This window comes from Paraburkholderia sediminicola (genome assembly GCF_046026855.1).
GTDB lineage: Bacteria > Pseudomonadota > Gammaproteobacteria > Burkholderiales > Burkholderiaceae > Paraburkholderia > Paraburkholderia sediminicola_A.
This window is the reverse complement of sequence record NZ_JAQQET010000006.1, coordinates 221,549-243,778: the sequence shown is the minus strand read 5'-3', so window position 1 is coordinate 243,778 and position 22,230 is coordinate 221,549. Positions and strand designations below refer to the sequence as shown.

General features: G+C 56.9%; 27 protein-coding genes. 11 read left to right on the top strand and 16 right to left on the bottom strand.

Going from position 1 to position 22,230, the window contains the following annotated elements:
- Positions 1-164: 164 nt before the first annotated feature.
- The 4 genes from PQR40_RS09255 to PQR40_RS09240 all read right to left on the bottom strand — a co-directional run bounded on the left by PQR40_RS09255 (position 165) and on the right by PQR40_RS09240 (position 4,202).
- A complete protein-coding gene (locus tag PQR40_RS09255; protein WP_408508831.1) occupies positions 165-1,577 on the bottom strand; it encodes a DUF4238 domain-containing protein in 1,413 nt (470 codons plus the stop codon).
- A 308-nt stretch (positions 1,578-1,885) separates the two neighbouring features.
- Entirely contained in the window at positions 1,886-2,245 is a 360-nt protein-coding gene (locus PQR40_RS09250) for a hypothetical protein (protein ID WP_408508830.1), read from the bottom strand.
- Between the two features lie 179 nt (positions 2,246-2,424).
- Positions 2,425-3,852, bottom strand: coding sequence for a hypothetical protein (locus PQR40_RS09245; protein ID WP_408508829.1), 1,428 nt, complete (start codon positions 3,850-3,852; stop codon positions 2,425-2,427).
- Positions 3,849-4,202 carry a hypothetical protein gene (locus tag PQR40_RS09240; RefSeq protein ID WP_408508828.1) on the bottom strand — a complete coding sequence of 118 codons (354 nt, stop codon included), beginning with the start codon at positions 4,200-4,202 and terminating at the stop codon, positions 3,849-3,851. Before PQR40_RS09240 ends, PQR40_RS09245 begins: the two co-directional genes overlap by 4 nt.
- A gap of 65 nt (positions 4,203-4,267) precedes the next feature.
- Between PQR40_RS09240 and relB (PQR40_RS09235) the strand changes: the two genes are divergently transcribed.
- Positions 4,268-4,525 (top strand): type II toxin-antitoxin system RelB family anti-toxin, encoded by a 258-nt coding sequence (gene relB / locus PQR40_RS09235; protein ID WP_408508827.1) that lies wholly within the window; start codon positions 4,268-4,270, stop codon positions 4,523-4,525.
- Between the two features lie 9 nt (positions 4,526-4,534).
- On the opposite strand, the gene PQR40_RS09230 is transcribed toward relB (PQR40_RS09235), so the two are convergent.
- The 6 genes from PQR40_RS09230 to PQR40_RS09205 form a co-directional block, all read right to left on the bottom strand.
- Positions 4,535-4,822, bottom strand: coding sequence for a hypothetical protein (locus PQR40_RS09230; RefSeq protein WP_408508826.1), 288 nt, complete (start codon positions 4,820-4,822; stop codon positions 4,535-4,537).
- On the bottom strand, positions 4,819-5,202 hold the full coding sequence (locus PQR40_RS09225) for a hypothetical protein (RefSeq protein WP_408508825.1): 384 nt from the start codon (positions 5,200-5,202) through the stop codon (positions 4,819-4,821). The genes PQR40_RS09230 and PQR40_RS09225 overlap by 4 nt, the downstream gene beginning before the upstream one ends.
- A gap of 100 nt (positions 5,203-5,302) precedes the next feature.
- The gene (locus PQR40_RS09220) at positions 5,303-6,211 is read right to left on the bottom strand and encodes a hypothetical protein (RefSeq protein WP_408508824.1); all 909 of its coding nucleotides are present in this window, start codon (positions 6,209-6,211) and stop codon (positions 5,303-5,305) included.
- Complete coding sequence (locus PQR40_RS09215; RefSeq protein ID WP_408508823.1) at positions 6,208-7,125, bottom strand: recombination directionality factor; 918 nt, start codon at positions 7,123-7,125, stop codon at positions 6,208-6,210. Before PQR40_RS09215 ends, PQR40_RS09220 begins: the two co-directional genes overlap by 4 nt.
- Positions 7,126-7,160: 35 nt before the next feature.
- Complete coding sequence (locus PQR40_RS09210; protein ID WP_408508822.1) at positions 7,161-8,156, bottom strand: YqaJ viral recombinase family nuclease; 996 nt, start codon at positions 8,154-8,156, stop codon at positions 7,161-7,163.
- Positions 8,157-8,228: 72 nt separating this feature from the next.
- Positions 8,229-9,194: a DUF932 domain-containing protein gene (locus tag PQR40_RS09205; protein WP_408508821.1), complete on the bottom strand. Its 966-nt coding sequence runs from the start codon at positions 9,192-9,194 to the stop codon at positions 8,229-8,231.
- A 174-nt stretch (positions 9,195-9,368) separates the two neighbouring features.
- Here PQR40_RS09205 and PQR40_RS09200 point away from each other — a divergent pair, with 174 nt between their 5' ends.
- From PQR40_RS09200 to PQR40_RS09180, 5 genes are all read left to right on the top strand, one after another.
- Entirely contained in the window at positions 9,369-9,524 is a 156-nt protein-coding gene (locus tag PQR40_RS09200; RefSeq protein WP_408508820.1) for a hypothetical protein, read from the top strand.
- Between the two features lie 495 nt (positions 9,525-10,019).
- Positions 10,020-10,472, top strand: coding sequence for a hypothetical protein (locus PQR40_RS09195; RefSeq protein WP_408508819.1), 453 nt, complete (start codon positions 10,020-10,022; stop codon positions 10,470-10,472).
- Complete coding sequence (locus PQR40_RS09190) at positions 10,423-11,052, top strand: Nmad2 family putative nucleotide modification protein (RefSeq protein WP_408508818.1); 630 nt, start codon at positions 10,423-10,425, stop codon at positions 11,050-11,052. The genes PQR40_RS09195 and PQR40_RS09190 overlap by 50 nt, the downstream gene beginning before the upstream one ends.
- A gap of 153 nt (positions 11,053-11,205) precedes the next feature.
- Positions 11,206-12,168, top strand: a complete 963-nt coding sequence (locus PQR40_RS09185) for a MazG C-terminal domain-containing protein (protein ID WP_408508817.1) — start codon at positions 11,206-11,208, stop codon at positions 12,166-12,168.
- Positions 12,169-12,683: 515 nt separating this feature from the next.
- A complete protein-coding gene (locus tag PQR40_RS09180; protein ID WP_408508816.1) occupies positions 12,684-15,293 on the top strand; it encodes a UvrD-helicase domain-containing protein in 2,610 nt (869 codons plus the stop codon).
- Positions 15,294-15,300: 7 nt separating this feature from the next.
- On the opposite strand, the gene PQR40_RS09175 is transcribed toward PQR40_RS09180, so the two are convergent.
- Positions 15,301-15,435, bottom strand: coding sequence for a hypothetical protein (locus tag PQR40_RS09175; RefSeq protein WP_408508815.1), 135 nt, complete (start codon positions 15,433-15,435; stop codon positions 15,301-15,303).
- A 78-nt stretch (positions 15,436-15,513) separates the two neighbouring features.
- Between PQR40_RS09175 and PQR40_RS09170 the strand changes: the two genes are divergently transcribed.
- From PQR40_RS09170 to PQR40_RS09150, 5 genes are read left to right on the top strand one after another with little or no spacing between them, the layout of a single operon-like run.
- Positions 15,514-16,029, top strand: coding sequence for a hypothetical protein (locus tag PQR40_RS09170; RefSeq protein WP_408508814.1), 516 nt, complete (start codon positions 15,514-15,516; stop codon positions 16,027-16,029).
- A gap of 43 nt (positions 16,030-16,072) precedes the next feature.
- On the top strand, positions 16,073-16,570 hold the full coding sequence (locus PQR40_RS09165; RefSeq protein WP_408508813.1) for an SLATT domain-containing protein: 498 nt from the start codon (positions 16,073-16,075) through the stop codon (positions 16,568-16,570).
- Positions 16,545-17,057: a DUF4031 domain-containing protein gene (locus PQR40_RS09160; RefSeq protein WP_408508858.1), complete on the top strand. Its 513-nt coding sequence runs from the start codon at positions 16,545-16,547 to the stop codon at positions 17,055-17,057. Before PQR40_RS09165 ends, PQR40_RS09160 begins: the two co-directional genes overlap by 26 nt.
- A 21-nt stretch (positions 17,058-17,078) precedes the next feature.
- Positions 17,079-18,350, top strand: a complete 1,272-nt coding sequence (locus PQR40_RS09155) for a MazG C-terminal domain-containing protein (RefSeq protein WP_408508812.1) — start codon at positions 17,079-17,081, stop codon at positions 18,348-18,350.
- Positions 18,347-19,021 (top strand): uracil-DNA glycosylase family protein, encoded by a 675-nt coding sequence (locus PQR40_RS09150; RefSeq protein WP_408508811.1) that lies wholly within the window; start codon positions 18,347-18,349, stop codon positions 19,019-19,021. The genes PQR40_RS09155 and PQR40_RS09150 overlap by 4 nt, the downstream gene beginning before the upstream one ends.
- Here the strand turns inward: PQR40_RS09150 and PQR40_RS09145 are convergent.
- The 5 genes from PQR40_RS09145 to PQR40_RS09125 are packed head-to-tail and all read right to left on the bottom strand — an operon-like array spanning position 19,018 to position 22,190.
- Positions 19,018-19,854, bottom strand: a complete 837-nt coding sequence (locus PQR40_RS09145) for a thymidylate synthase family protein (protein ID WP_408508810.1) — start codon at positions 19,852-19,854, stop codon at positions 19,018-19,020. The genes PQR40_RS09150 and PQR40_RS09145 overlap by 4 nt on opposite strands.
- Positions 19,855-19,856: 2 nt before the next feature.
- A complete protein-coding gene (locus PQR40_RS09140) occupies positions 19,857-20,507 on the bottom strand; it encodes a C1 family peptidase (protein WP_408508809.1) in 651 nt (216 codons plus the stop codon).
- The gene (locus PQR40_RS09135; protein WP_408508808.1) at positions 20,507-21,541 is read right to left on the bottom strand and encodes an ImmA/IrrE family metallo-endopeptidase; all 1,035 of its coding nucleotides are present in this window, start codon (positions 21,539-21,541) and stop codon (positions 20,507-20,509) included. Before PQR40_RS09135 ends, PQR40_RS09140 begins: the two co-directional genes overlap by 1 nt.
- A complete protein-coding gene (gene relB, locus PQR40_RS09130) occupies positions 21,538-21,912 on the bottom strand; it encodes a type II toxin-antitoxin system RelB family anti-toxin (RefSeq protein ID WP_408508807.1) in 375 nt (124 codons plus the stop codon). The genes PQR40_RS09135 and relB (PQR40_RS09130) overlap by 4 nt, the downstream gene beginning before the upstream one ends.
- Positions 21,909-22,190, bottom strand: coding sequence for a hypothetical protein (locus PQR40_RS09125; RefSeq protein WP_408508806.1), 282 nt, complete (start codon positions 22,188-22,190; stop codon positions 21,909-21,911). Before PQR40_RS09125 ends, relB (PQR40_RS09130) begins: the two co-directional genes overlap by 4 nt.
- Between the last annotated feature and the right edge of the window lie 40 nt (positions 22,191-22,230).

Sequence of the window (22,230 nt, the reverse complement as noted above, 5' to 3'; positions counted from 1 at the left end):
CGAATTGGAGCCAGTCGATCGCTATTCCGAACCGTTAACTGTCGTTCCCTGGTCGGCCTTTTTTTGGGAGGGGATGCGCCCAAGCGCAAGCGGTTTCGACATCAGGCAAAACGGCGTTGCGCCCACGCCATCGAATGCCCAGCTCTTACACCCGCGCAGGCTGTTCAGCCCGGTCGCTCGCTCAGGTCGACGACGCATTCGGTGAGCCGCTGGGCGAAGACATAGTTCTTTGCCCCGGCGAAAAGCGACCTGTTCAATTCTCTGACTTCGGCCAGATCAAGGTTGACTGGCCCAGCTCCCATGACCAAGTAGATTTTCGGGCTGACCGGGACACACGCCAAGCGGCCTTGGTCCTGGCTGTAGTAGGTATCAGAGACTAGGAATTGCCCTTCGGCTGCGCGGACTATTCTCCAATTTGCGCGACGGCGAACGGTTTGCGCGACCCCCGTTCGAATCCGCATACCGCGCACCAACCGATCCATCTGCGCCACTGGGTCAAGGAATATCGACTGTCCCTCCAGAAAGTCGATTCGACGTTTCGGGAGGGTGGTGGGATCGATCGAGTCGAACAGTGATTCTTTGGCTGTCTCCAAGTGGGGTGCCCTGCTCCTTTCGGAAATCAGCATCCAGAACTTTGACACGAGGTCGTTCTCGTCGTGCGTCAGTGCGTCCTTGCCCGCCACAATGCGGCCCGCCAAATCTTGGAAGGCATCTTCATAGACCTTCATTTCCTTTTCAGTTCCCTCGTCCCACAGGCGGCGGACGAAGAACTCCTCCCACTTCACTCCTTGACGAAAAGTTTTTTTCAGTTTGAGGTGAAAGACCTCAACGAATTGGTTCTCTTCCCTGAAGAATCGCGCAATGGAAGCGATGGGTAGAACGTGCTGCCTTTCAACCGCCTTGAAATTTTCCTCGTGAACGCGACTGTAAATTTTAGTGTGATCCGCAGGGCTCCAACCACCCGACCCCCACCGAACGATCTGCCTTCCCGCAAAGGTATATACCGGAAGCCCTTTGAAGTCTGAAGCGACCTGCGCCACCGAGATGTCCACATCTTGAGGAACGAGCGCAGCTGAATTAACGGCACCCTCTGTAGGCATAGACATCTCCACTTCCTGCCATGTTGTCGCTGGCTCAGCGATGAAGACGCCGATCACCTTGAAGTCGCGCAACACCCATTCGTTGTAGTGATCTCCACGCTCGCTGAGGCTACGACTGAGATCTGAGATCGTGATGTCAACTTCGCTCGCAACCACTCGCACGCCGTCGACCACCGATGAGCCCGCATCTTGAGGCGCCACGGCAACAAGCGAATTGGATCCGGTGAGCCCAATAACCAAGCCGACGCTTCCCGTGGTGTGCCGTAGTGGTGGATGGAAGCTGTCGCCAGGCTTAACTACCGAGCACGAGACTCCGCCGTTTGCGCGTCCTTGCCAGACGTTCTCAAGATCAGCCGGATAGCGGGCCAACCCTGGTCCGACGCCCTTGGGCGACCCCGAACAGTGAACGATGAGTGCCTGGTGGGCTTCGAGAAACGCGCGAACCTCGTCCAGGCTTGGCTTTAAAGGAGCAGACATAGTTGGAATCGTGTCAATCTGTACGCGCTAACGGTGCACTAGTTCGTCGGCCCGACGCTAAGCAAATTCCGGACGCCTATCGCCGCAGTTCAACGCCGCGTTCCTGTGGGTCGATACCAGCCTGGAACGGACACATCATAACTCTGAAGCAATGTCGGGATTGGCTGGTGATGGACCGACGACAGCTCGGGCGGCAAAAAAAATGCCGCCCCATACTGGTTCGGTACTTTGTTCTGGCTCGGCCAGGTTCACTCTTCTACCAGGCTGGTATTGACGATCCGTACTGGTACTGATCAGTATGTTGATGGCTACTGGCCGGGGACGATGTTGTCTGGGATGTTGAGTACGGCATGAACATGATCGTCGCCCAGGTGGTTCAGCAGATCCCACATGGTTTGCTTCCACCCTCGGTCCTGACGCACGATGCTGCCATCCTCTTTGGTCAATTCGACACCGGACCAGGCTGGCACGACCTCGGTATCCCGGACGAACCATTGGAACACTTCGCTCGCTTTCGTGACGCTTCCATATGTCCCGGTGATTTGCGCGAGAGCATCCTTCTCCGCCTGCTCGAAACGGGTGCGCTCCTGCTGCACGCCGGTCTGGTTGCTCTGGGCATCATCCAGTTCCCGTTGTGCCCGCCCGGCGGCGGACTGGGCCACTTCCATCGCGCTTGCGTTGTTGACGATGCCCTGTTTCAGCGCTGTGGCTTGAGATCTGCGAATAGGCTGCGAAGTGAGCAGTCGTTGCCAGATGGAGGAAAACGCAGCAGGCCGGAATGACCGGCCCCTGTGCCTTATGAATAGCCCGCGACCCTTCTAGGGGGCGCGGCATGGGCAACGTATGGTTACTGCGACAGTCCGATGGTCACGTACTTGGTGTTCGTGTCGAACGTGAGCGAATCGTCGTTCGCGCCGGGTGTGGTCGTGCTGTTCACGGTGACGTAGGCATACTTCGTGACGCCGTTGGCCGTGTACTTATATACCTTGGCGTGCTGTACCGAGTGGTTGGCCGGATCGGGCGCACCCGTAGCAGTGAGTGCCTGCACAATGCTGACCGGAGCGTCGGGTTGACCGGGAGTGTCATTGCCCGTGAACGTCGCATTACCATTAGCATCGAACGTCGTCGTACCCGACTGCGTACAATCTTCATACTCGCGAAAAACCAGACCGTTGAGTTCGGCGAGGTTCGTCACTTCGGCCATGTCGCTCGACACGTATACATACTGACCCGGTTGAGCGGCGATGACGCTACCAACTCCATTGGCGGTACACAGCTCGCCGACACGGTTGCCCAGCAAACTTATCGCGGCACTAAACTTTCCGGCATCCGTGAACGAGGTTACGTTGCCGGAGGCGTCAATGTTCGCCTTCGCCGTGTACTGGCCGCGATTCGGATCGGAGATGGCGATGGCGAACGAGCCGTCAAGATTGACGGACGAGCCGATCTGGATGCTGGTCAAGCCCGGAGTAGTGAATGCCGTTGCTGCATAAGCCGTCTGGGTTAGGGCCGAGCCATTGGCGGTTTTCACGGCGGCATCCGATTGCGACAGGCCCGAGGCCGTCAGCGCCGCGCCATAGGTTTCTAGCAGGCCGTCGCCTGCGTCACCCTTCTGAGCCTTGAAGCTGGTGGTGAGCGGGTTGAACCCGTCCGGCAGCGACAGCTTGCCCGGTAGGGTTGACAGGGCGGTCGTCAGTTTTGCCAGCGCGCCGTTCAGGTTGTCGGTCGTGATTGCGCTGCCTAGGTCGCTGTCTTTCGCGTTGTTGAACCACGCATCCGGATCCTGCTTGCCGAGCACGCCAACAATGATGTCAGTCAGCGGCGTGATATTGGTCGTGCCGGGAGCTGCCGCGACGGAATGCAGCGCGGACGCCAGAGCTGCCCCATTAGCTTGTCCTCCTGATATCCGTGCCGCGCATGGGTAATCTGTGGCCTTGAGCGAGACGCTCCAGTTACCGTCCGTGCCTGTCGCGGTCGATGCAGTTGCACCCGATGCGCACTTAAGCTCGACCGAACCATTAACGATCGGCGAACCGATTGCTGCCGTACCCGTTGTATTGACTGACGCGGCGCTGTTACCGGAATTGCCGCCGCCACCGCCGCACGCCGTCAAAAAAACGCTGATTGCTGCCGCCAGTCCAAGAGTTGCCAACCCCTTCATGTTGCCTGTTTTCACTTTTTCACTTCCTTCCAATAACGCTCCCTGCGGGAGCAATGCTTTAAGACACCTGGTTGAAAATGCGCGCCCCGTAAGCAACAGAGCGCAATGGGTCATTGCTTGCGCAAGCCTGAATGCCGCTCCTCGGCCTCCAATTGCTCCCAGCAAGCGAGAAAGACCTGTCCACCGATGAGGCCGGTATTGCGTAACGTCATGAGACGTTGCCTCCTAACGTGCAGCGGCTGCGAGGCATCCCCTATTGCCTGCCACACCGCGTCGATGAGGGCACGCCAGGCTGTCCGTCGCCGATACAGATACACGCTGGCCGCAAATGGCCCCGCGCAGGCGGATGCGACGATCCAGCCGATGCGCGACATACCGACGCGATTGACTTTCAGTCGCCGCATGTCCAAGGAAATGCCCACTGCCGTTGCGGCGGCCGCTGCGAACCAAAGAACTGCCAACATGATTTCTCCCGAAATATAACGTATACGAATGTAGAATATTCTGAATGCGGATCTAGAATTTGGCGATGGCCCATCCCATTCACGATCCCCGTTACCAGCAGATCGCGACGCTTCTCACGGAGCGGCGTAAAGCGCGTGGGCTGCTTCAACAAGACATAGCGGAGCGGCTCGGTCGCCCGCAAGGTTTCGTATCGAAGGTGGAAAGCGGTAGCCGGCGTCTGGACGTGATCGAGCTGCTCGATTTCCTTCGCGCGCTTGGGGCTGACCCTCATGAATTCATCGATCGCCTGCTCGATCAGCCGCTGTCGTCTCTGCCGCGCTAAGGCTTGCCGTCAGTATTCGTGCGGCAGTAACAGCGTCGTCGCGGACCGATCGGCCTCAGTGATGATCCAGATCTTGGTTCCCATTACCTGATAGCTCGATAGCAGCCGTTTGCCGGACAGCATTGCGAGTTCGTTTGCTGCCAGGTCCTCGACGGACAGATCGCCCCAGTTGCCGTGAATATGTCGCGCAAGTAGCCGTACCGGATGTATGCCGACGGCGTTGAGGGCGACTTCGGCAGCAGGCGTGATGGCGGGGCGGCCCATCGGGAAGCGCGGGCCATTCGTGTAGTGGGTCATGCGTGGCTCTCCTGCATGTAGCTCGCGGAAGGCCAGACCGGATTGCGACGACTCCCCGGCCGCTCCCGGCGCGCGACACTATCGGGCACGACGTCATCGAGATGTTCGATGGTCGTGCTCGATCGATCCCATTCGGTGATAACCAGAATTCGACTCTGGTCGGGCAGACGGTAACTCGAGATCAGGCGTAGGCCTGCCAGAATTGACAGGTCGTTCTGTTTGCGGTCCTCGTCGGATACCGTACCCCAGTCGCCCGCGACATGCCGGAGCAGGACGCTGACGACCGGAATGCCGCTCGCACGCAGCGCTGTGAGAGCGTCCGACGCGACGAGCAGGCGTCCAGGACGGAAAAGCGGGCGAAGCTTCGTAGGCTGGTTCATGGATGTTTCTCCAGAAAGAGGACGAGCGCGGGCCTCCGGCTGAACCCGGATACGAACTCGTAAAAGTGAAAGGAAATGCCGGACGCAGGACGCGTCCGGGTTACGGCATGGCCTGAAGGAGCTGGCGGCGAAGGGTGGTAGCCTTGGCCTGTGAACACCGCAGATGCCGGCGTATATCGGCGACGGTCGGACGCGCGAGACCCGCTTCGATATCCCTCGCGAGTTTCGTGACTTCGGTTTCGGGTTCCGTGACCGTGGCCAGTGAATCAGAAGGATCGACTAAGACGCCATCTGACGCATCGGGATCATTCGTGACCGTTGCGAGCAGCTCATGGGGCCCCAGTGCAATCCACCAGAGCAGGCAGGCGAGGCATTCGAGCACGAGGGCAAATGCGAGTCCTGCAAGCAGTTCGAGCTGCGGGGCCGTCATGCCCGTGACTCTTGCCAGTCCGGTCGTTACCGGGTCGGTCATGGCCGAGTCACGTTGCCCCACAACCCGATCGGCTTCGACCTGCGCCCGTCGCACTTCCGCTGCCTCGGCGTCCAGCGCGTCGAGGTGGGCAGTCAGCGTCGCACGTCGACCGTCCATTAACGGGCAGTCACGAACGCACCTGCGCGACCGAAGGGTTGCCAGTCGGCTGACGACGTTCGCACGCTCGTCCATCACGATCGTCAGGCTGCGGTGCGGCAAGATTGGTGCAGCAACAACTGACGCGACCCGCAATCCGCCCGCGTGCTGCTGCGCAAGCAGGAAAAAGGTCGCGTGCCCATAGCAGGCCGTCGCCATGCAGGCGAGCCAGAGCACGGTACCCGCGCAGCGCACGGGCACCGGAGTCGGGCGGCATAGAGCCGGAAGCAGGTGCGCGCCAGCAACCAGCACGACCCCGATAGCTACCCACACCAGCCGCTCGGTGATCCATCCGCCGCGCTGCCAGCCGGCCACTATCGACATGCCTACGGCGGTACTGGTTGCCACCACAGCCAGAACAAGCGCGGGACGGCGGGTCATGCAGCCTTCCCACCGAGCAGTGCTGCACGTTTATCCAGCCGGTCTTTGAGGCTGTGCGCGGATGGCGTATTGGAGTTGTCGTGACCGTGATCGTGACTGCGATCGTCACCGCACTCTGCTGGATAGAACTCTTCGGCGACTGCGGCGCTTTCTTCGATACTGTCTTCGAATGCGCCATTGCTGAAGCCGATTCGCGCAGCCGTATCAAGTGCCGCCTGGTCGAAGCCCGATGCGCGGCGACGCGCATCGAGTTCGCGCGCCGCCACGATGGTCTCTTCAAGCGTACTACCGCTGCGCACGTTGAGGTCCACGTAATAGATCGCCGAGCGGTAGCTTTGCGTCGTTGATTTTCCTCGCAGCTTCAGCTCGAGTGGCAAACATGAGAGCAGATTGCCCGACACAGCGCTGAAGTAGCGTAGACGCGCAGCAAGCGTCCTGATTGAGTTGAAGGAAGTCGTTCTAAAGATGAAGCTCCCGAGTTCATCTTCGTCGCCGATCCCGACGTTCAGCCGCCCGAATGGCTTGCAATTTCCCGCTTGGCCAAACGCGCAGGCATCCGGTGTCGGACAGCCCATCGTGGTAATGCCGCCCTCCGTGACTCGCTTGCAAGTCTCACCATTCCCGACACAGACAGGCCGTCCGGTATCGCGGTCGAACAGCGAATACTCAGCCCGAAGGTTGAGGTTCGGGTCGTTAAAAAGGAAGCGCACCGGGATCGCGCGCAGTTTGCCGGTCGTCGCCTTGCGCAACGATTCGTTCAGCGGGTGCAGCATCCATTCTCCGCGCTGCTGTACTTGAGTCGTTAAGGTAAATTGGTCGTCCTTCTCCGGGCGACGTTTGCCGTTCTTCTCGACGACACGACCTATAGAGATCCTTCCTATCGTTGGAGGAGTAATAGCAAGTCCTTTCAGCATGGCGATGCTCCTGTAGTTGACAGAGGGAAAGAAAATCAGACGGAAACGAGAAACCGGCGTGAACCGGGTTTGGTGAGCGCGTACTGCGCCGAAAACTCAGGGTGATCGGCAAGCAGGCGTTTGAGATCGATGCCAGAGCTGTCCCGGCTGCGTTTGAACGACACCGAACCCGTCTCGAACATGGCGCGATCAGCCTCGGCCATGGCCTGCTGAATCTGCTGCTTGAGCTGCGATTCGATTGCTTGACGCGCTTCGATATCGGACCGCACAGCGACAAGATCGGCGAACGCTGCCGACAGGCGACGGTCATCCGAGAAATCGACAGTGCCTCCGGTTCCCGGATAGAGGCACCGTAGCGCGCGATCCGCCGATTCCGAACCGTCCGCTGGCGGTGGTGTATCTGTCTCGACGTAGCGCCAGAACGCGGCTTCCAGTTCGACCAAACGGGCAATCAGCTCGTCGTCGCGTTCGATGCGATGCACTTCGAGCGCCTGGCCGCACAGCAGCACGGCCACATCGGCAGCGCGCTTGCCCGTCACGGCAAGCTGGTGCTGAATTTGAAGCGTTACGTATTCAGGCACGCCATCGCGCCAGAGCCGTGCTCCGAACTCGCCAGCCGTCTTGCATTCAAGAATCTGGACGGTAGGCACACCGACGATCTCGCGGTCAATGTTGGCAAGCATCCAGGGGATCGTCGGATGCTGGAGCACCGCGTTGACGCGTCGCACCCGGTTCCCTGTTTGTTTCGTGTACGACGCGGCAACGATCGGTTCGAGCAGGGTGCCCCAATAGACTGGCTCAGTCGTATCGTCGGCATCTGGCTGGCGCAGGTCCGCGTCGCGTCCGGTCTTTACAAGCCACAATTCGAGAGCGCTTTGATACGGGCTGAGGCCCACCGCAGCGGCAGCATCTGAACCGCCGATTCCGTTTTTTCTCACCTCAAGCCAGACCTCGCGCGGCATGTTCTTCGTATCCACGAGCCGCAACGCAGCACGACTACTACGATGCCCAGCGGGTTCAGGCAAAGACATATCAACCTCCACAAATGAAGACGCCCGGTGGGTGTCACCCCGACCGAGCGTCGATGCCGTAATGAAAGAGCCTCATGCAACAAGCTTCATGGCCTCGTCCCAGGCTTTCTGCTTGAGGGTAGCTCCTGTTCCGAATAAGGCGGCGTCCTTGCGGTGATCTTCGCTGCGAGCACGTCGATGGTGATCGCAATACTCCGTCACCGCATTCAGAAGTCCGAAGGCTGTGCCGGACGCGGATGCAAGCGTGGCTCCCATCCCCCTGCCCGCATACAGTGACTGCACGGCCTTGATGGCGGAATCGTTGGTAGCCTGCACCGGCTGACCCGAGCCGACCGGATACGTCAGCACGCGACGCAAAAAGGCTTCCGCAGCGGTATCGTTGACCTTGCATTCAGACAGGGCCTTCATCCTCGTTATAAATCCGTCCCAACTGGAAATGGCGATACCCAATTGGCGCTTGACCGACTGTGCGTCGAACTGGCTACGGTGCGGTACCTTCACGGCCCCGGCCGAATCGCCGAGCGCGATTTGCAAGGTGTTGTTACACACGACTCGAATACTTGTAAATTGAGCTGTCGTTGCAAGGCTGCCGTCGCATGAGGTTGAGAGCAACAGATAGCCGTTCACAGTGTCCTTGCCCTTAAGCGACACGGACTGGCCGGTACGGGCGAGCGCCCAAAGTTTTTTGCCATCCTTGAGCACACCCGCAGTCTCCAGCGAGAATCCGCCGACTTCCGTCAAATCCCTGTAGAACTCCAGGATATCGCGAGGCTGCACAACGTTGTATCTGGACGAGACGACGGACAAGGGCGCTTTCGTGTCGGAGCGGTAGAGGACCTTCTGCTCGGGAAAGGCGTGGATGGAACCCAAGCTGGAACCCACACTGCCGGAGACAAAGCGGACTTCGGTTTCCTCGATGCGCCAGTTCATACCGGCCTGCTGCGCCCACACTTCGAGCGGCTGATTGGCGGTAAGCTGATTGCCCAGACCGTGCCAGGGCGTTTCGTTGACATAGGCCATGGATTGCACGAGATGCATGATTGATGTTCCTGATGAAATGGATGGAAGAGACAGAAAGCAAAAATGCCTACAGCCCCGAGAGGGCTGTAGGCATTGAGCGGGAAGACGAAAGCGAAGAGTCAAGCGGCGTCACGCTGTGCGTGCCTTGCTAAAGGCGTGGCCGCACTCAAGGCACTCGTAGTTGTCGAGAACATGATTGTCGATCTGCTCGCCGACAGCGGAGCCTGCCGCGCAGCCAGCAGCGCCACCGAACAGCGCGCCCATCAAGGCTCCGGCCAGACCGCCGACGAGAGAGCCTACGGGGCCGGCAACGATACCAAGGGCCGCGCCGGCTTCTGCACCGCCTAGTGCGGCAGCGGCGCTAGCAGCGGCACCCGCCGCAGCACCGATGGCTCCGCCGGTTTTGCGAGCGTGGTCGCGCGTGGTGATACGCGGGGATCTGCAGCGCGGACAGGATAGAGAAGAATTCATAATCAGCCTCAGGAAGGAACAGGGCAGCCTAGAGCTGCACAGGCACACGGGGGTGTACTCGATGAGGTGATATGTGAGTGAAAAAAACTGGAATGGAATCTTATTGGACGCGCTTGCAAAGACACACTGACCGTGTCTCGGTCGGTCGCACGTGACCGACGTGGAGACGCAGAGATTGCCGAAAATTGGCATTCCTTGAAGAATAACTGTATTAGTGCAGAATGCATTGATTATGCAATTTGCATAGGCGCCACTTATGTGGCGAGGGGCTGCCAAAAACGGCAGACGCCGCGCATTTTTTCTTGTAATCTTCCTTTTGGTAACTTCAGTGTAACAATCACGAATAACTGCAATAAAAGGAGCGAGAAGGCCATGGCATCTAACGCGTGTTTGATCGTCTCGATTACGAGAAAGCACAAGTATCACACCGATATTGTCGCGCAGTTGCAAGCACAAGACTTTGCTGTTAATGAACTTGTATTGCCACAGGAAAACTCTGGTGTTTGCAGTCTCGAAAAAGAACTGGGCGACTTGGTGACGGGCATCAACTTGGTCATTGTCTACGTTTCGGCCGATGCGGAAATCAACGTCTGCGTCGCCGCTGTCGCTCGAGAAGCGGAGGCGCGTGGTATCCGCTTGGTTTCGATTTGGCTCGATGACGTGACAGTGACTTCAGTTCCCACACCAATCGATAATTTTAGTGATGCGATAACACCGTATTTCGACACGCTGACCGACGTTTTTTCTGGGGCCGACAATCCGTGGCTGCTTCCAGATGGAAGTGAACCTTCTAAGCGAAAGATTAAAAAGCACACGTGCGGTTGAAATGAATTTATTTTCTTATGTCGTGGCGCGTGATTTTGGTTTTGCGCCGAATCCTTTTAACCAGGTTTGTACCTTGGCAACATGCAAACCGAAGATTCGCTGCAAAGCCCAGATCGACGATGTCATCGTAGGGTCTGCTCCCAGCCCGAACCAATACAAGCTGGTTTTCTACATGCGGGTGGACGAAATTCTTAAATATAACGCCTACTGGAGCGATCCGCGCTTTCAAGGGAAAAAGCCAAACTTGTTTGGAAGTAAAAAGGCGGCGTTCGGGGACAACATATATCACACGGACGCTGTAGGTAATTGGCTGCAACTTGATTCTCATCATACGAATGAAGACGGATCAAGTTGCAGTGAGAATATCTCAACAGACACAAGCTGTGAGAACGTACTGCTTTCGCGGCAATTTGCATATTGGGGAGGCGAAGGACCTACACTTCCGCCACAACTGTACGGCTTGATAAAACGCGGACCAGGGCATAAAAGCGCTTGCTTCTCGGATGAATTCAAGGCACAGGCAGTCGGTTGGCTATCCGCGTCTGGAAATGGGTTTCTTGGACGCCCGGGAAGCTGGTGAATTCATACTGCGGGGGTTACAGTGATTCTTGATGAATATTTGGAGAGGATACGGCCACTTGATCGGTTGAAGAATGATCATGCTGTCCGGTTAGGTCTATTTGGCGAGGTGGGGAGTGTCCTGACGACTGCGAAAAAGAAGAGCAGGGAAGGCATGACCTACGACTATGAAAGTGCAATCATAGAGGAACTTGGGGACACTGCTTGGTACTTCTTCCGGCTCGTCGACAGGTTAGGATTTTCAGTCGGCGATGTATTGAGTGCGCAATTTGAGCCTGAGCGTGAATTTACATACGTTGCAACGGATATTTCAGCGAACCCGGTCTCTCGTGCGCCTAGATTGTCCGATAAGGGCTTTGAAGTGGTTGTGCAAGCGTTAGGTGATGCGGCGGCCAAACTATTGAAACATGACCGTGGCAAAGATGATGATAAGGCATTGTTGCAAAATTTTATTGCTTGCTATTTGGATATGGTAAATGAGACTGGTCTAAGTCTCGTTTCTATCCTTAATCGAAATCTTGAAAAAACTGAAGGTAGATTCCACGTCCCAGACTATTCCGCGCTTCCTGTTTTTGATGAAAAATTTGGATTGGATGAGAGGCTGCCAGATAGCTTCGCTATTTCCGTAATAGAAAGGGCAGACAAGAAAACATATATAAAATGGAATGGAGTTTTCATTGGTGATCCATTGACTGATAACATAGAGGGCGAAGATGGATACCGTTTTCACGATGTGTTTCACATGGCATACGCCGCTATCCTTCATTGGTCACCCACATTCCGATCACTAATCCGCCATAAGAGAAAAAGCGACCCGAAGTACGATGAAGAGCAAGATGGCGGTCGAGCGATCGTAATTGAAGAAGGGCTTTCTGCGTGGATATTTTCAATCGCTAAAAAACAGAACTATTTTGCCGATCTCGATCGTTTGCCATTTGATCTGCTAAAGGATGTTCAGCAATTTATTTCGGGGTATGAAGTGGAGAGGTGTCCTCTGTCGCTTTGGGAGAAGGCGATACTGGATGGGTATCGCGTGTTTCGAGAATTGGCGATACATAAGACTGGTGTCATCATTGGCGATCGAATATCAAGAACTATCAAATACGAACGAGGTTGATAATGAATGTTTTTGGATTTGCTGAGGATTTTTTATAAATAAAATCGCTTTCCAAAGAATTTAATATTGCACATCTCAATGCTGAAAAGTTTGTTGAGGCGGGGCGATTGCGCAGCGCAAAAGTATTCTTCTGGTGCTTGTGAAAAGGGCTGCAGCGGGACGGACAGATTCGATCTAAATTGGCATGGATCTCGGCTGCAGATGTGATCGTCGAATGGGATTTGCACTTACCGATGAAGTTAATGTTGCCACTCATGCGAGACGCCTCCTAGTCCCGCTCAACTAATTATCGAAGCGCGGCTACAGTTAAGGCGATTCACTTCTGCATGACATGACGGTCGGGGACGGTGTGGTCCGGCCAGCGAACGAGCGTACCCTCGCTTACGAGTTTTGCGGTCGCCTTTTACCTCAGTGCCGCCTTCAATTCCCAGCGCCACTCGACGTAAAATCGTCTGCTATTCGGTGGCTTATTGCCGTCGGCGTTTCGGAACAGTGAAGAACATTCGAGGATGTGAATGCGAGAGGAAGAGGAGCCGCTGACCGGGATTGACCGGTGGCTGGATAAGCTGTCGTGGATGAGAGTTGCTCGGCATGATCAACTGCTCCGGTCGACTACAGAACGCTACGCAATCGAAGCTAAAGAAAGAGCTCGCATCGCCGAAGAAGACGGCTACGCGAAGGGAAAAGATGGCGGAGATCGGGCGGGTTTCGACCGCGGCCTCGAGCAAGGTCGTCAGGAAGGTCGGCTGCTGGAGCGTGCAGAGCAGGTAGACGCCGCGCGACGGCGCGAGCAGGCGGAGGCTCACCGCAAGCAGCAAGAGGCTGCCGAACGTGCGCGCTGGCTCGTTGCTGACAAGCCAATCGGTATCGACGAGCGCATGGCAAAAGAGATACGCCGCGACGTCGTTGTTTGTACCGGCCAAAATGCCAGAGATCGGCAATGGGACATGATCTTGTCGAACGACCCGGCGACTTACGTTGTCGCTGGTGCTGGGTCAGGCAAGTCGACCTCCCTTGTTCTGCGCGTGATTGCACTCAATTTGTACCGTGGTATAGATCGCGGGCGCATTTCCGTTTTTACCTTCACCAAGGAAAGCCGGCTCGACTTCATCTCGAAGTTGCGAAAGCGGATGGCGCAGTGGGGGCAAGAGCTGCCGCTGGACGAGGCGCGAAGTGTCGTCAGGACGTTCCACTCGATGGTCCTGCGCATGGCCCGCGCTTCGATCGATTCGTCGTTGCAGGTTCTCGAACTGCTTGATAAGGAAAAGGCCGGCCCGATTCGCGACATTGACGTTGACAATTTGCTGGCAGTCGGCACAGACCATCTTTCCGACGATGAGGCTTCAGAGCCTGTATCTGCGAACGGCGCAGCGGCTGTAGGGGCTGCTTCCGACGATGATGACCGGCGTCCGCCGCAGCGTGAGCGAGATCGGTTTTTGCGCGAGGCTTACGAGCGCGCCTTCACAAGGGATCCGGGATTCGCCCCGATCATTGCGGCGATATACAGACGAAGCCTGTATCAGGCACGGCGCTCGAGGGATGAGATCAAAGATTCGTTGTTCAAGTACATACAGGAGCATGACAGAGCACTTAGCTCCGCCGTCGAAAAAGTATGGAGCGAACGAATTGCGCCTACCGGATGGCCCGCAACCGGAATCTCGCGCGTTGAAGCACCTGTTCAGCTATCAGGAGCAAAAAAAGACCTTTTTCGTGTTCATGGTTACATACGAGAGCTCGATGCATTTGTGATCTTGGGTGGCGCTAAGCATTTTGATGGGATGGCGGTTAATGACGAGCAGATAGGGAAGCTCATCAACTCGAAGCGCAAGCTGCTTGCCGCATATAGCGATAGACCACTGATCTGGATCGATACCGTCGATGATCTGGCGGAACTGAATACTCTCCTTACGTGGCAGAGAGACTACCTAGAGAAGCGTGCAACCGTCCCGATGTTCAAGTGGATTGCTCCTGGTGACCGCAAGCGTAAGCCAGTGCTCGACACCTTTTACGAGCTGGCACAGTTCGTCGAAAATCTTGGGTTGCCCGTCGCACGGACACTGGTGTTGGCTGTTGAGGACGCACATCCGGCGCAGCTTACCGAGGCCGAGAGGCTCCTGGCGCAAGCAGCATCGCGATTCTGGCCGTTCTTCGAAGATTTACTCAAAGAGCGGGGCGTGCATACTTTCAATCAGTTATTCGCGCATTTCTCGGAAGACCACCCGGAGCACTTCGAGTCGGTGCTGACGCCGGTGCTGGGCCCCATGCAACACTTGCTGATCGACGAATTCCAAGACATTTCGCCGCAAATCGTCAAATGGGTGCATGGCTGCCAGCGCGAGCTTGTCCGGCGGGGCTTGGGTGGGTCGCTCACGTGCGTCGGCGACGACTGGCAGTCCATTTACGGTTGGCGCGGCAGTTCTCCTGATTTTTTCGTGCGTTTCAAGCATCATTTTCCCGCTGTTTCGCACGGTTACGTGAAGCTCGAGGAGAATTTCCGAAGTAGCGATCACATATTGCGGTGCGCAGAGTCGGTGCTGGTCGACGTCCCCGGCGTGGTTTGGAAGACATGCGAGGCAATGAGTGAGGAGTGGGCGGATGAACCGACGCCGGTGCTCGTTCATGTGGCAAAGGACAAGTTGCCCTACGAGTCGATCCTCAAGCTGCTTGCTTCCGAGGTCAAGCGGATCGGCGCGACGCCAGAGCATCCTGTGTTTGTCCTCGCGCGGAAGGCGTGGGCGTACGAGGAGCTTAAGAGCAAATCAAAGCGCACCACGTGGGGGAAAGCCGTTAAATTCATGACGTTCCACGGTGCAAAAGGACTGGAGGCGCGTTGCGTCGTATTGCTGGGCGACTGCGCGTATGAGAGCGTTAATCCGTTGAAGAACTTTTTGTATGGGCAGGCCGGTCTCGGAAGCTACGATGCGGCACAGCAAGCGGAAGCGCGACGCCTTGCGTACGTGGGTATGACGCGCGCGATGGAGCGTTGCTACTGGTTTGCCGTTCAAGAGCCGGGGGGCGCGGTAGCAAGCTTGCCACTGGGAAGACCCTTCGTAGCGAAATGTGATGCCGAGGGTAAGCCCACGAGTCAAGCTGGGCCAGCCGCCATTGCCCGGCGCGTTGGGTAGGCGCGGATTACAAAATCCGCAAATCTCGTGCTTTTCCGATCAGAGGCGAGCGACTGAGGATCAATTCGGCGATGAACTGCGGAAGCAAAGCACGCGAAAATTTCGCCAGCACGTCTTCGATAACTTGCGAGAAGACCTTCACGACGAGGTCGTTAGGTCGGGTTTCACGCTGGGCACGCAGTCTTCAGTTGGCGCCAGGCTTTGATTCAGGGAGGAGTTGATGGGACAGAAGCGGCACGGGACTTCACAATCGGTGGAACTGTTTGAGGAGCTGTATCACTACGTCGCTGCCCCTACGGAGATGGTTGGTCAGGTTCTGGCTGGGCATCTCGCCATCGAATTTCTAATGCGAAGGCTTCTGAGCCAATATGATCCGAAGCTCGCCGCGCACGTAGATGACCTATCACACGCTCGGCTTGTCGCGCTCTGCCATGACGTGGGAGTTCTGTCTCCTGAGCGCGCGCATGTACTCGCCCTGGTTAATGCGCTCCGGAATCGGTACGCACACGCTATCCGTTACGATCCCGAGGTTTCTGAAATCACGACCTTGTTCTCCGCCGCGGCGGTTGCGTTCACGGATTACTCCGAGGGAATAAAGAACGGGCTTGTGGAACTGAGATCGGGAGGCCCTTTGTGTTTGCTGAACAGATGGCTGTTAGCCGAACTGTTCTTGGCGATCGTCTATGATCTTCATCAAGAGTTCGTCGCCCGGGGTGGGGACGAGGAGCGACCTTAAGCGATTTGGGGCGCATTAGACTTTCGCGGGGAGGCCAACGGACATGACAGTTTCAGAACTTATCGAGCAGTGGAGGTTCAGAAGCCACCGAGTACAACTGGCGCACTATGAGTGCGCCAGAAGGTGCGAGAGGCTTCACCTATGGCTTGGGTTGCCAGCGATCGCGCTCAGCACGCTCGTCGGAACAGCGGTCTTCTCTTCGTTGGAGAAGTCTGCAAATATCACGCTTCAAATCTTGGTGGGGCTGCTCAGCGTTTTGGCTGCCGTCTTGACGGGGCTACAGACATTTCTGAGGTATGGAGAGCTAGCGGACAAGCATCGGATTGCTGGCGCCCGATTTGCCAACCTCAAGCATCGTATCGAGTTGTTGATGACTCAGCCGGATGGGCCCGAGGTTGCGTCTCAGTTAGTGATCATCGAAGAGGCTTGGGCTAGGCTCCGCGAGGAGAGCCCATCGCTGTCTTCGACCGTCTGGAGGCGGATCGAGCGGGAGGTCAAGTTTGGGCAGCCGCTTTATGGGGATGCAACGCAGACGACGTAGCTCGGCAGCCCATCCCTCTTGTTTGACGGGTGAGTCGGACCTGTTGCCTGGTGCGGCGGCGAGGCTGCCTATAGCCCGGCGCCATTTGCGAGTATCATGTGCGAAATTTTTTCGAATTCCCATGACCGTTTACGTCGATCACTCTCGACTATCGTGGCGCGGAAGCAGTTGGTGCCACCTCGTCGCTGACTCGGTAGCCGAGTTGCATGCATTCGCCGCAGAGTTGGGGCTTCGCAAAGAGTGGTTCCAGGACCGGACGATGTATCCTCACTACGATGTGACCCTGAGCGTTCAGCGTCGGGCTCTCGCTTTGGGCGCTCAAGTGGGTGACAAGAGAACAATTGTAGCTTGCGCCAAGCGGCTCCGAGTCGAACTCAGCCGTGATATCCACATCGGGCCGCCAGCTAGGAAGCCTCGGCGCGCGGCTACTTGTGCAGGGGACATCCCAGTTAACACCCCCTCTCAGCAATCGCTATTTGACACTTGAACCCTGAAATGCGTTGAGCCTATGACGACCTCGAAGCGTGCCCCGCGTAATGCGCGTAGCCGTTCCGCAACGGTGCCTGCTGGGGCTCCTTCGTCCCCTGCGCTTTCTATTCTCGACTACTACTGGCAGGCGTCCCGCACCGATCGGTTCAAGACCAGTGAGCGCGGCGACCACTACCGCGAGCTCGGATTTGGCTTTTTTGGTGAGGTCGGTGGGCTTTTGTCTGCGCTGAAGAAGGGCAAGCGGGATCAGCTTACACCGCCCCAAGCGCAGGTTGTCGGCGAAGAACTGGGCGACGCGCTTTGGTACCTCGTGAACATGGCGGTCTTGTCTGGGTTGGATGTGGAGGACCTTGCTAAGGCAGGACTGCAGTTCCTGCGTCAGCACTTCGACGAGCAGCCAAAAGCGCCGCCGGCTGGGCTAACCTTTAAGTCCTTGGATGGCATTGCCGCGCAGCATCACTTGCAACTGTCTCGTCAGCGAGATGCTCCGCTCAGAATGCTGGCCAAGGACAGCGGCGAAATTGTCGTCCATGATCTACATACCGTGTTGGCGGGCAAAGGGTTTGACCATGGCCAGGCGTTTGGACGTCTGCTCGGGGAGCTAGCGCTCGTGAGCGCAACTCACGGCCTCCGGCTTGAACTCGTCGCCCAAGAAAATTTGAAAAAAATTGTTGATCGCTGGCCGGGAGACAACCCACGCCACGTAAGTCTTCGGACATATGGCGAGACTCATGAGCAACTTCCCATGACAATGGAAGTGGTGTTCACCCAGCGAAAAGTCGGCGGCCGAATCGTGGTTGTTCAACAGATGAAGGGGGTGAATATTGGAGACCCCCTTACGGACAACAGCCACCGGCCAGATGGATATCGGTTTCACGACGTTTTCCACCTGGCCTATGCGGTGCATTTGGGATGGTCACCGGTGATCAGGGCACTGCTAAAGCTCAAACGAAAATCTGACCCGCGGATTGATGAAAACGAAGATGGGGCTCGTGCCATCATCATTGAAGAAGGCATCGCCACTTGGATCTTCAATCATTCGGCGCGTCAGTCACCGAAGCACTATGCTGCTGTTGAGACAGGACGCCTTGACTATGCTCTGCTGAAGACGGTGCGCGGGATGGTCTCGGGGTTCGAAGTCGCCGAGCTTCCCTTGTGGCAATGGGAGCGAGCCATCTTGGATGGCTTCCGTGCTTTCCGTCTCTTATTTGAAAACAAGGGTGGGACCGTGATCGCCGATCTGCGGCGGCGCTCGCTAACTTACAAGCCGCCTGCGGCCTCGAAACTATGACCCCCACAACATTCGTTCGCGCTCTGGCGGCGGTTCGCCTCCCCAACGTATTCAATCCCTATGCCGACACCTGCGAGGTCTATGATCAAGGCGATGCGCCGGCAGTGCGCCGCCGCAATCTTCGTACGCTCCTCACGGCTGCAGAGCGCCTAGGCATCGACACCATCTGGATGGGGCGAGACCTGGGCTACCGAGGGGGGCGTCGAACGGGTTTGGCCCTCACTGATGAACGACACCTCCCAGCGATGAGCCAGATCTATCCAGGGACCGAGTCGTTGCGGACGACCGTGGGGCCAGAGGTCGCCGAGCGGACCGCAGCCGAGATCTGGGCAGTCCTCTCCCTGCTGGATAAACCTCCGCTGCTGTGGAATGTTTTTCCTCTGCATCCTCATGAGGCTGGTGCCCCCTTTACCAACCGAAAGTTCACCAGCAGGGAGCTGCGTGAAGTGGACGAACTCAACGCGTCTTTGATCCGCTGGCTTGGCATCCGCCGCATCGTGTCCATTGGGCAGGATGCCGCTTCCTATGCTGCGAAGTTCCGCGTTGAGGTTCAAAGTGTTCGGCATCCAAGCTATGGCGGTGTGACGGAGTTCCGTGATGGCATTAGCCGCCTCCATGGGATCGATGTTCGCAAACGCACGTCTTCGATAAATCAAGCGGTCCTGTTTTAAGCGGCCCCAGCCGCAGCCTTCACTGCCGCTAGGACCTGCTTGGCGGCGGGAATGGACTTGCGCCAGCTCTCAAGATCTAGGGCTGCTTGGGTCGAGATGCAGGTAAGCGGCCCCACCTTCAGCTTACTTTCTTTGGCCACGAACTGAAGCAACTGCGATAAGCCAATCAAATTGCCGAGACCCCGCTGGCAGTAGTAGTGATACCGATAGATGGCGGTCAGATCGACCTGATCCCGATTGGTTAGCTTGAAACTCAGGTGGCTCAGGCAGGGCATGTTGCGTACCAGCTTGCCATCCAATTTCACGTCGAAGGTGGGAACTTCGCAGCCGAACGCATCAGCGGGATCAAGGTCTTCCGATGGTTCGACCACGCCAAGCTCATAAACGGCTTGGTACGGATGGCCTCCCGTTGTAGCTCTTGTCAGCTTGTCGATGACTTGCTCAATGGGCACGACCCACTTCGTTGGATCTTTCGCGCGGCGCCTCATAATCCGAAGCGCATACGTGCCCCAGGTATTGTCCTTCTGCGCCTTGGCCATTTTTTCCACGAAAGCATCGTAGAGCGCCGGGCGTCCATGGCGTTGATACATTGATTGCGGAAAAATGGTCGCCGCAACTGTATTGATGCTCAAGTCGGGTTGACGGGCGTCTTGCGAGCGCTGCCTTAACGCTGCATCCACAACTGCAATGACGGTGCGGTCTGCGGCAGTGATCCGCGTAGGATCTTCAATTTCCAGCACAAGGTTTCGGCCTTCACGATCGTTGCCTTCGAGATAATTTAGGGCGTCGATCCACACCGGAACGATGCGGTCACCAGGGAGAAGCTTCGCCATCGCTATACCTTGAATGCCGTTACGACGTGAGACTGCACATAGGAATGGGGAAGCCAGGCGCAGCCTTGGTCGCCCCAAGTTTCCCCCCAAGTGTTCCGGATGCGGAAGTGGGGCTCGCCAGTGTGACTATGTTTCCCGAGGCCCGTTGCGACCACGGCGTGGTGCATATTGATACTCAGGAGCATGTGCGAGAAATCGATCTTTCCCTGTATCGGTTTCAGAAAAGTGTCTGTGAGTTTGAGAATCAAGCCCACGGGTTTTCCTTGCTGAAGCTCGGCTTCGATGATCTGCGGCGCCGTGGAAATTAACTGAACAGTCGCCGTATAAAGCATCGCTGATTCCGGCAGGTTCGGCACGTCCGGTGGCGTCTCCAGTGGCTCATGTGCGAGGTACGGACAGTCCACATCGGCGGGCTGTCCATGCCGGACGAGCGCCTCAGACAAATGCGCCATGTGCAGGCCTGCTCCAGCGGTCCATGTCACGGATTTACGCGCGGCGACACGGTAGATGTACTCAGCGCTCAATGCTGAGTTGGAGCCACTCAGATTGCGGTTGAGTTCTGAAGCCACGAAAGCAAGGCAGGTAGGGCGATCTCCTTGAACCCGCGTAGGTCCCCACGTCGCCGCGAGATCAATACTAGAAATCACGGTCATTACGTTTTCGCCCCGTCGACCAAGCGTTGACGCGTAGAAGCACTGAGCCCCATCTCCACTGCCTCTAATTGGGTGCGGAGTGAGAAAGCTGCACTGCCAGCGGCCGACTGTCGGCGAGCTCCACTCCAAGGCTGAACTTCGTCGAACTCAACCGTCACCGGCGCCGTGGCTCCATCTTGTGGAAACTCCAGCGAGTAGTTGATGGGCGCACTGTTTCCAACAGAGACGTCTTGACCTGTATCCGTAGCGGGTTGTGTCCGGCTATCGATGAGAAGAGGCTTGAGCGTGTAGCCCTCGCTTTGTGCTTCCGTGACAGACCATAGATAGCCGCCGGCCGTATGGCTGGGAAGTTCCATCACGATGTGGTCGCCTGGGCGAGGCTCAAGTATCGAGTCTTTATCGTGGGGGCCAATCCGCCATACATCCTGGCTAGCCTCGAAAGTTGTGCCTGGGGGGGCAAGTGATCGTTTGAGTCTGGCCGGCGCGATGCGTGCCAGTGATTTGGCGCTTTCTGCATCGAGCTTTCCGAGCCGGAACAGCGACCACACCGTCGCGGAGTAGCTGAGGCCAAGGCGGAGGGACAACTGATAAAGCGTCGCAGGGTCGTGAACCGACACCCAACTCCATTGTTGTGCCTTCAGCACCTTCACAACCAACGAGAGCGGTGCCATCAACGAATACGCGAACTGATCTGCCTCAAGCTCGACCTCGTTTGCTCCGGACCGGTAGTCAAGTTGATCGTCCGTGTTGCTCCCATGCCCCAGGAAGTAGTGCCCTAGTTCATGGGCGCATGTCATGTGAAACATGCCTGCTGGCCTCAGTTGGTTCAGCAAGATGCCGACGCTATCCTCGCGAAGGAACGCTCCGAGCAACTTATCGAGAGGACGTACCATCACGTCGATGCCCTGATCTTCCGCAATCGCGACTGGATCAACCCGGGTATATCCGTCGGCCAAGCGAGCACGCGTGTGCGGATTCGCCAGCACTTCGGCGGCGAGACGAGCAACCTTGAGAGCGACCCCGCGGGCGATCATTTTGGCTTCCTTGTCGTGGCCTTCTTGCCCGTCCCACTAGCGCGAAGGAACTCGGCGAACCGAGCGACTTCGTCCAAGTCCTTTTTCGACAGATCCTTGAAGGTCCGTGCGTAGAACGCAACTTTTCCCTCCACCTCTTCGTTCTCCCCCGACAAAAAGTAATTCACGGGTCGACCGTAGAGCTTTGCCAACTGATCAAGTTCGATGGCCTCCACCTTGCGATTGCCGGATTCAATGTTTGTGACGGCAGGACGAGAGATACCAAGCGCTGTCGCAACATCGTCTTGTGAAAGCCCTAGATACTCTCTAGCGTCTTTCAGCCGTGCTGCCATCGCTTCCCGTTGCTTGGCAGGGTCTGGGGCGGGAGTCATTTGGTTTGCTCCACCACGTACTCCAGCACTCGTCTGGTGAGGTCTTCGATGAACTGTTCCTTGCTGTCGTATCCGCCTCGCCGTATCACGCGCCCTTCTGGAAGCTCCGTGCCGACAATTTCTTCCAGTTCGATCAGTGCGTCTACTGCGGTGAGCGAGTCGAGTGGATCAATCAGACCATCAACAGTCTCTGATGCTCCGTCCACGGCCAGCGAGTGGGTGTCCCAGAACTCCCGCAGACACGTCTCGATGGTTGACTTAAGTTGATCTGCATTCATACGAGTCCTTGTTTGAAAATCAAACGATGGATGGTACGAA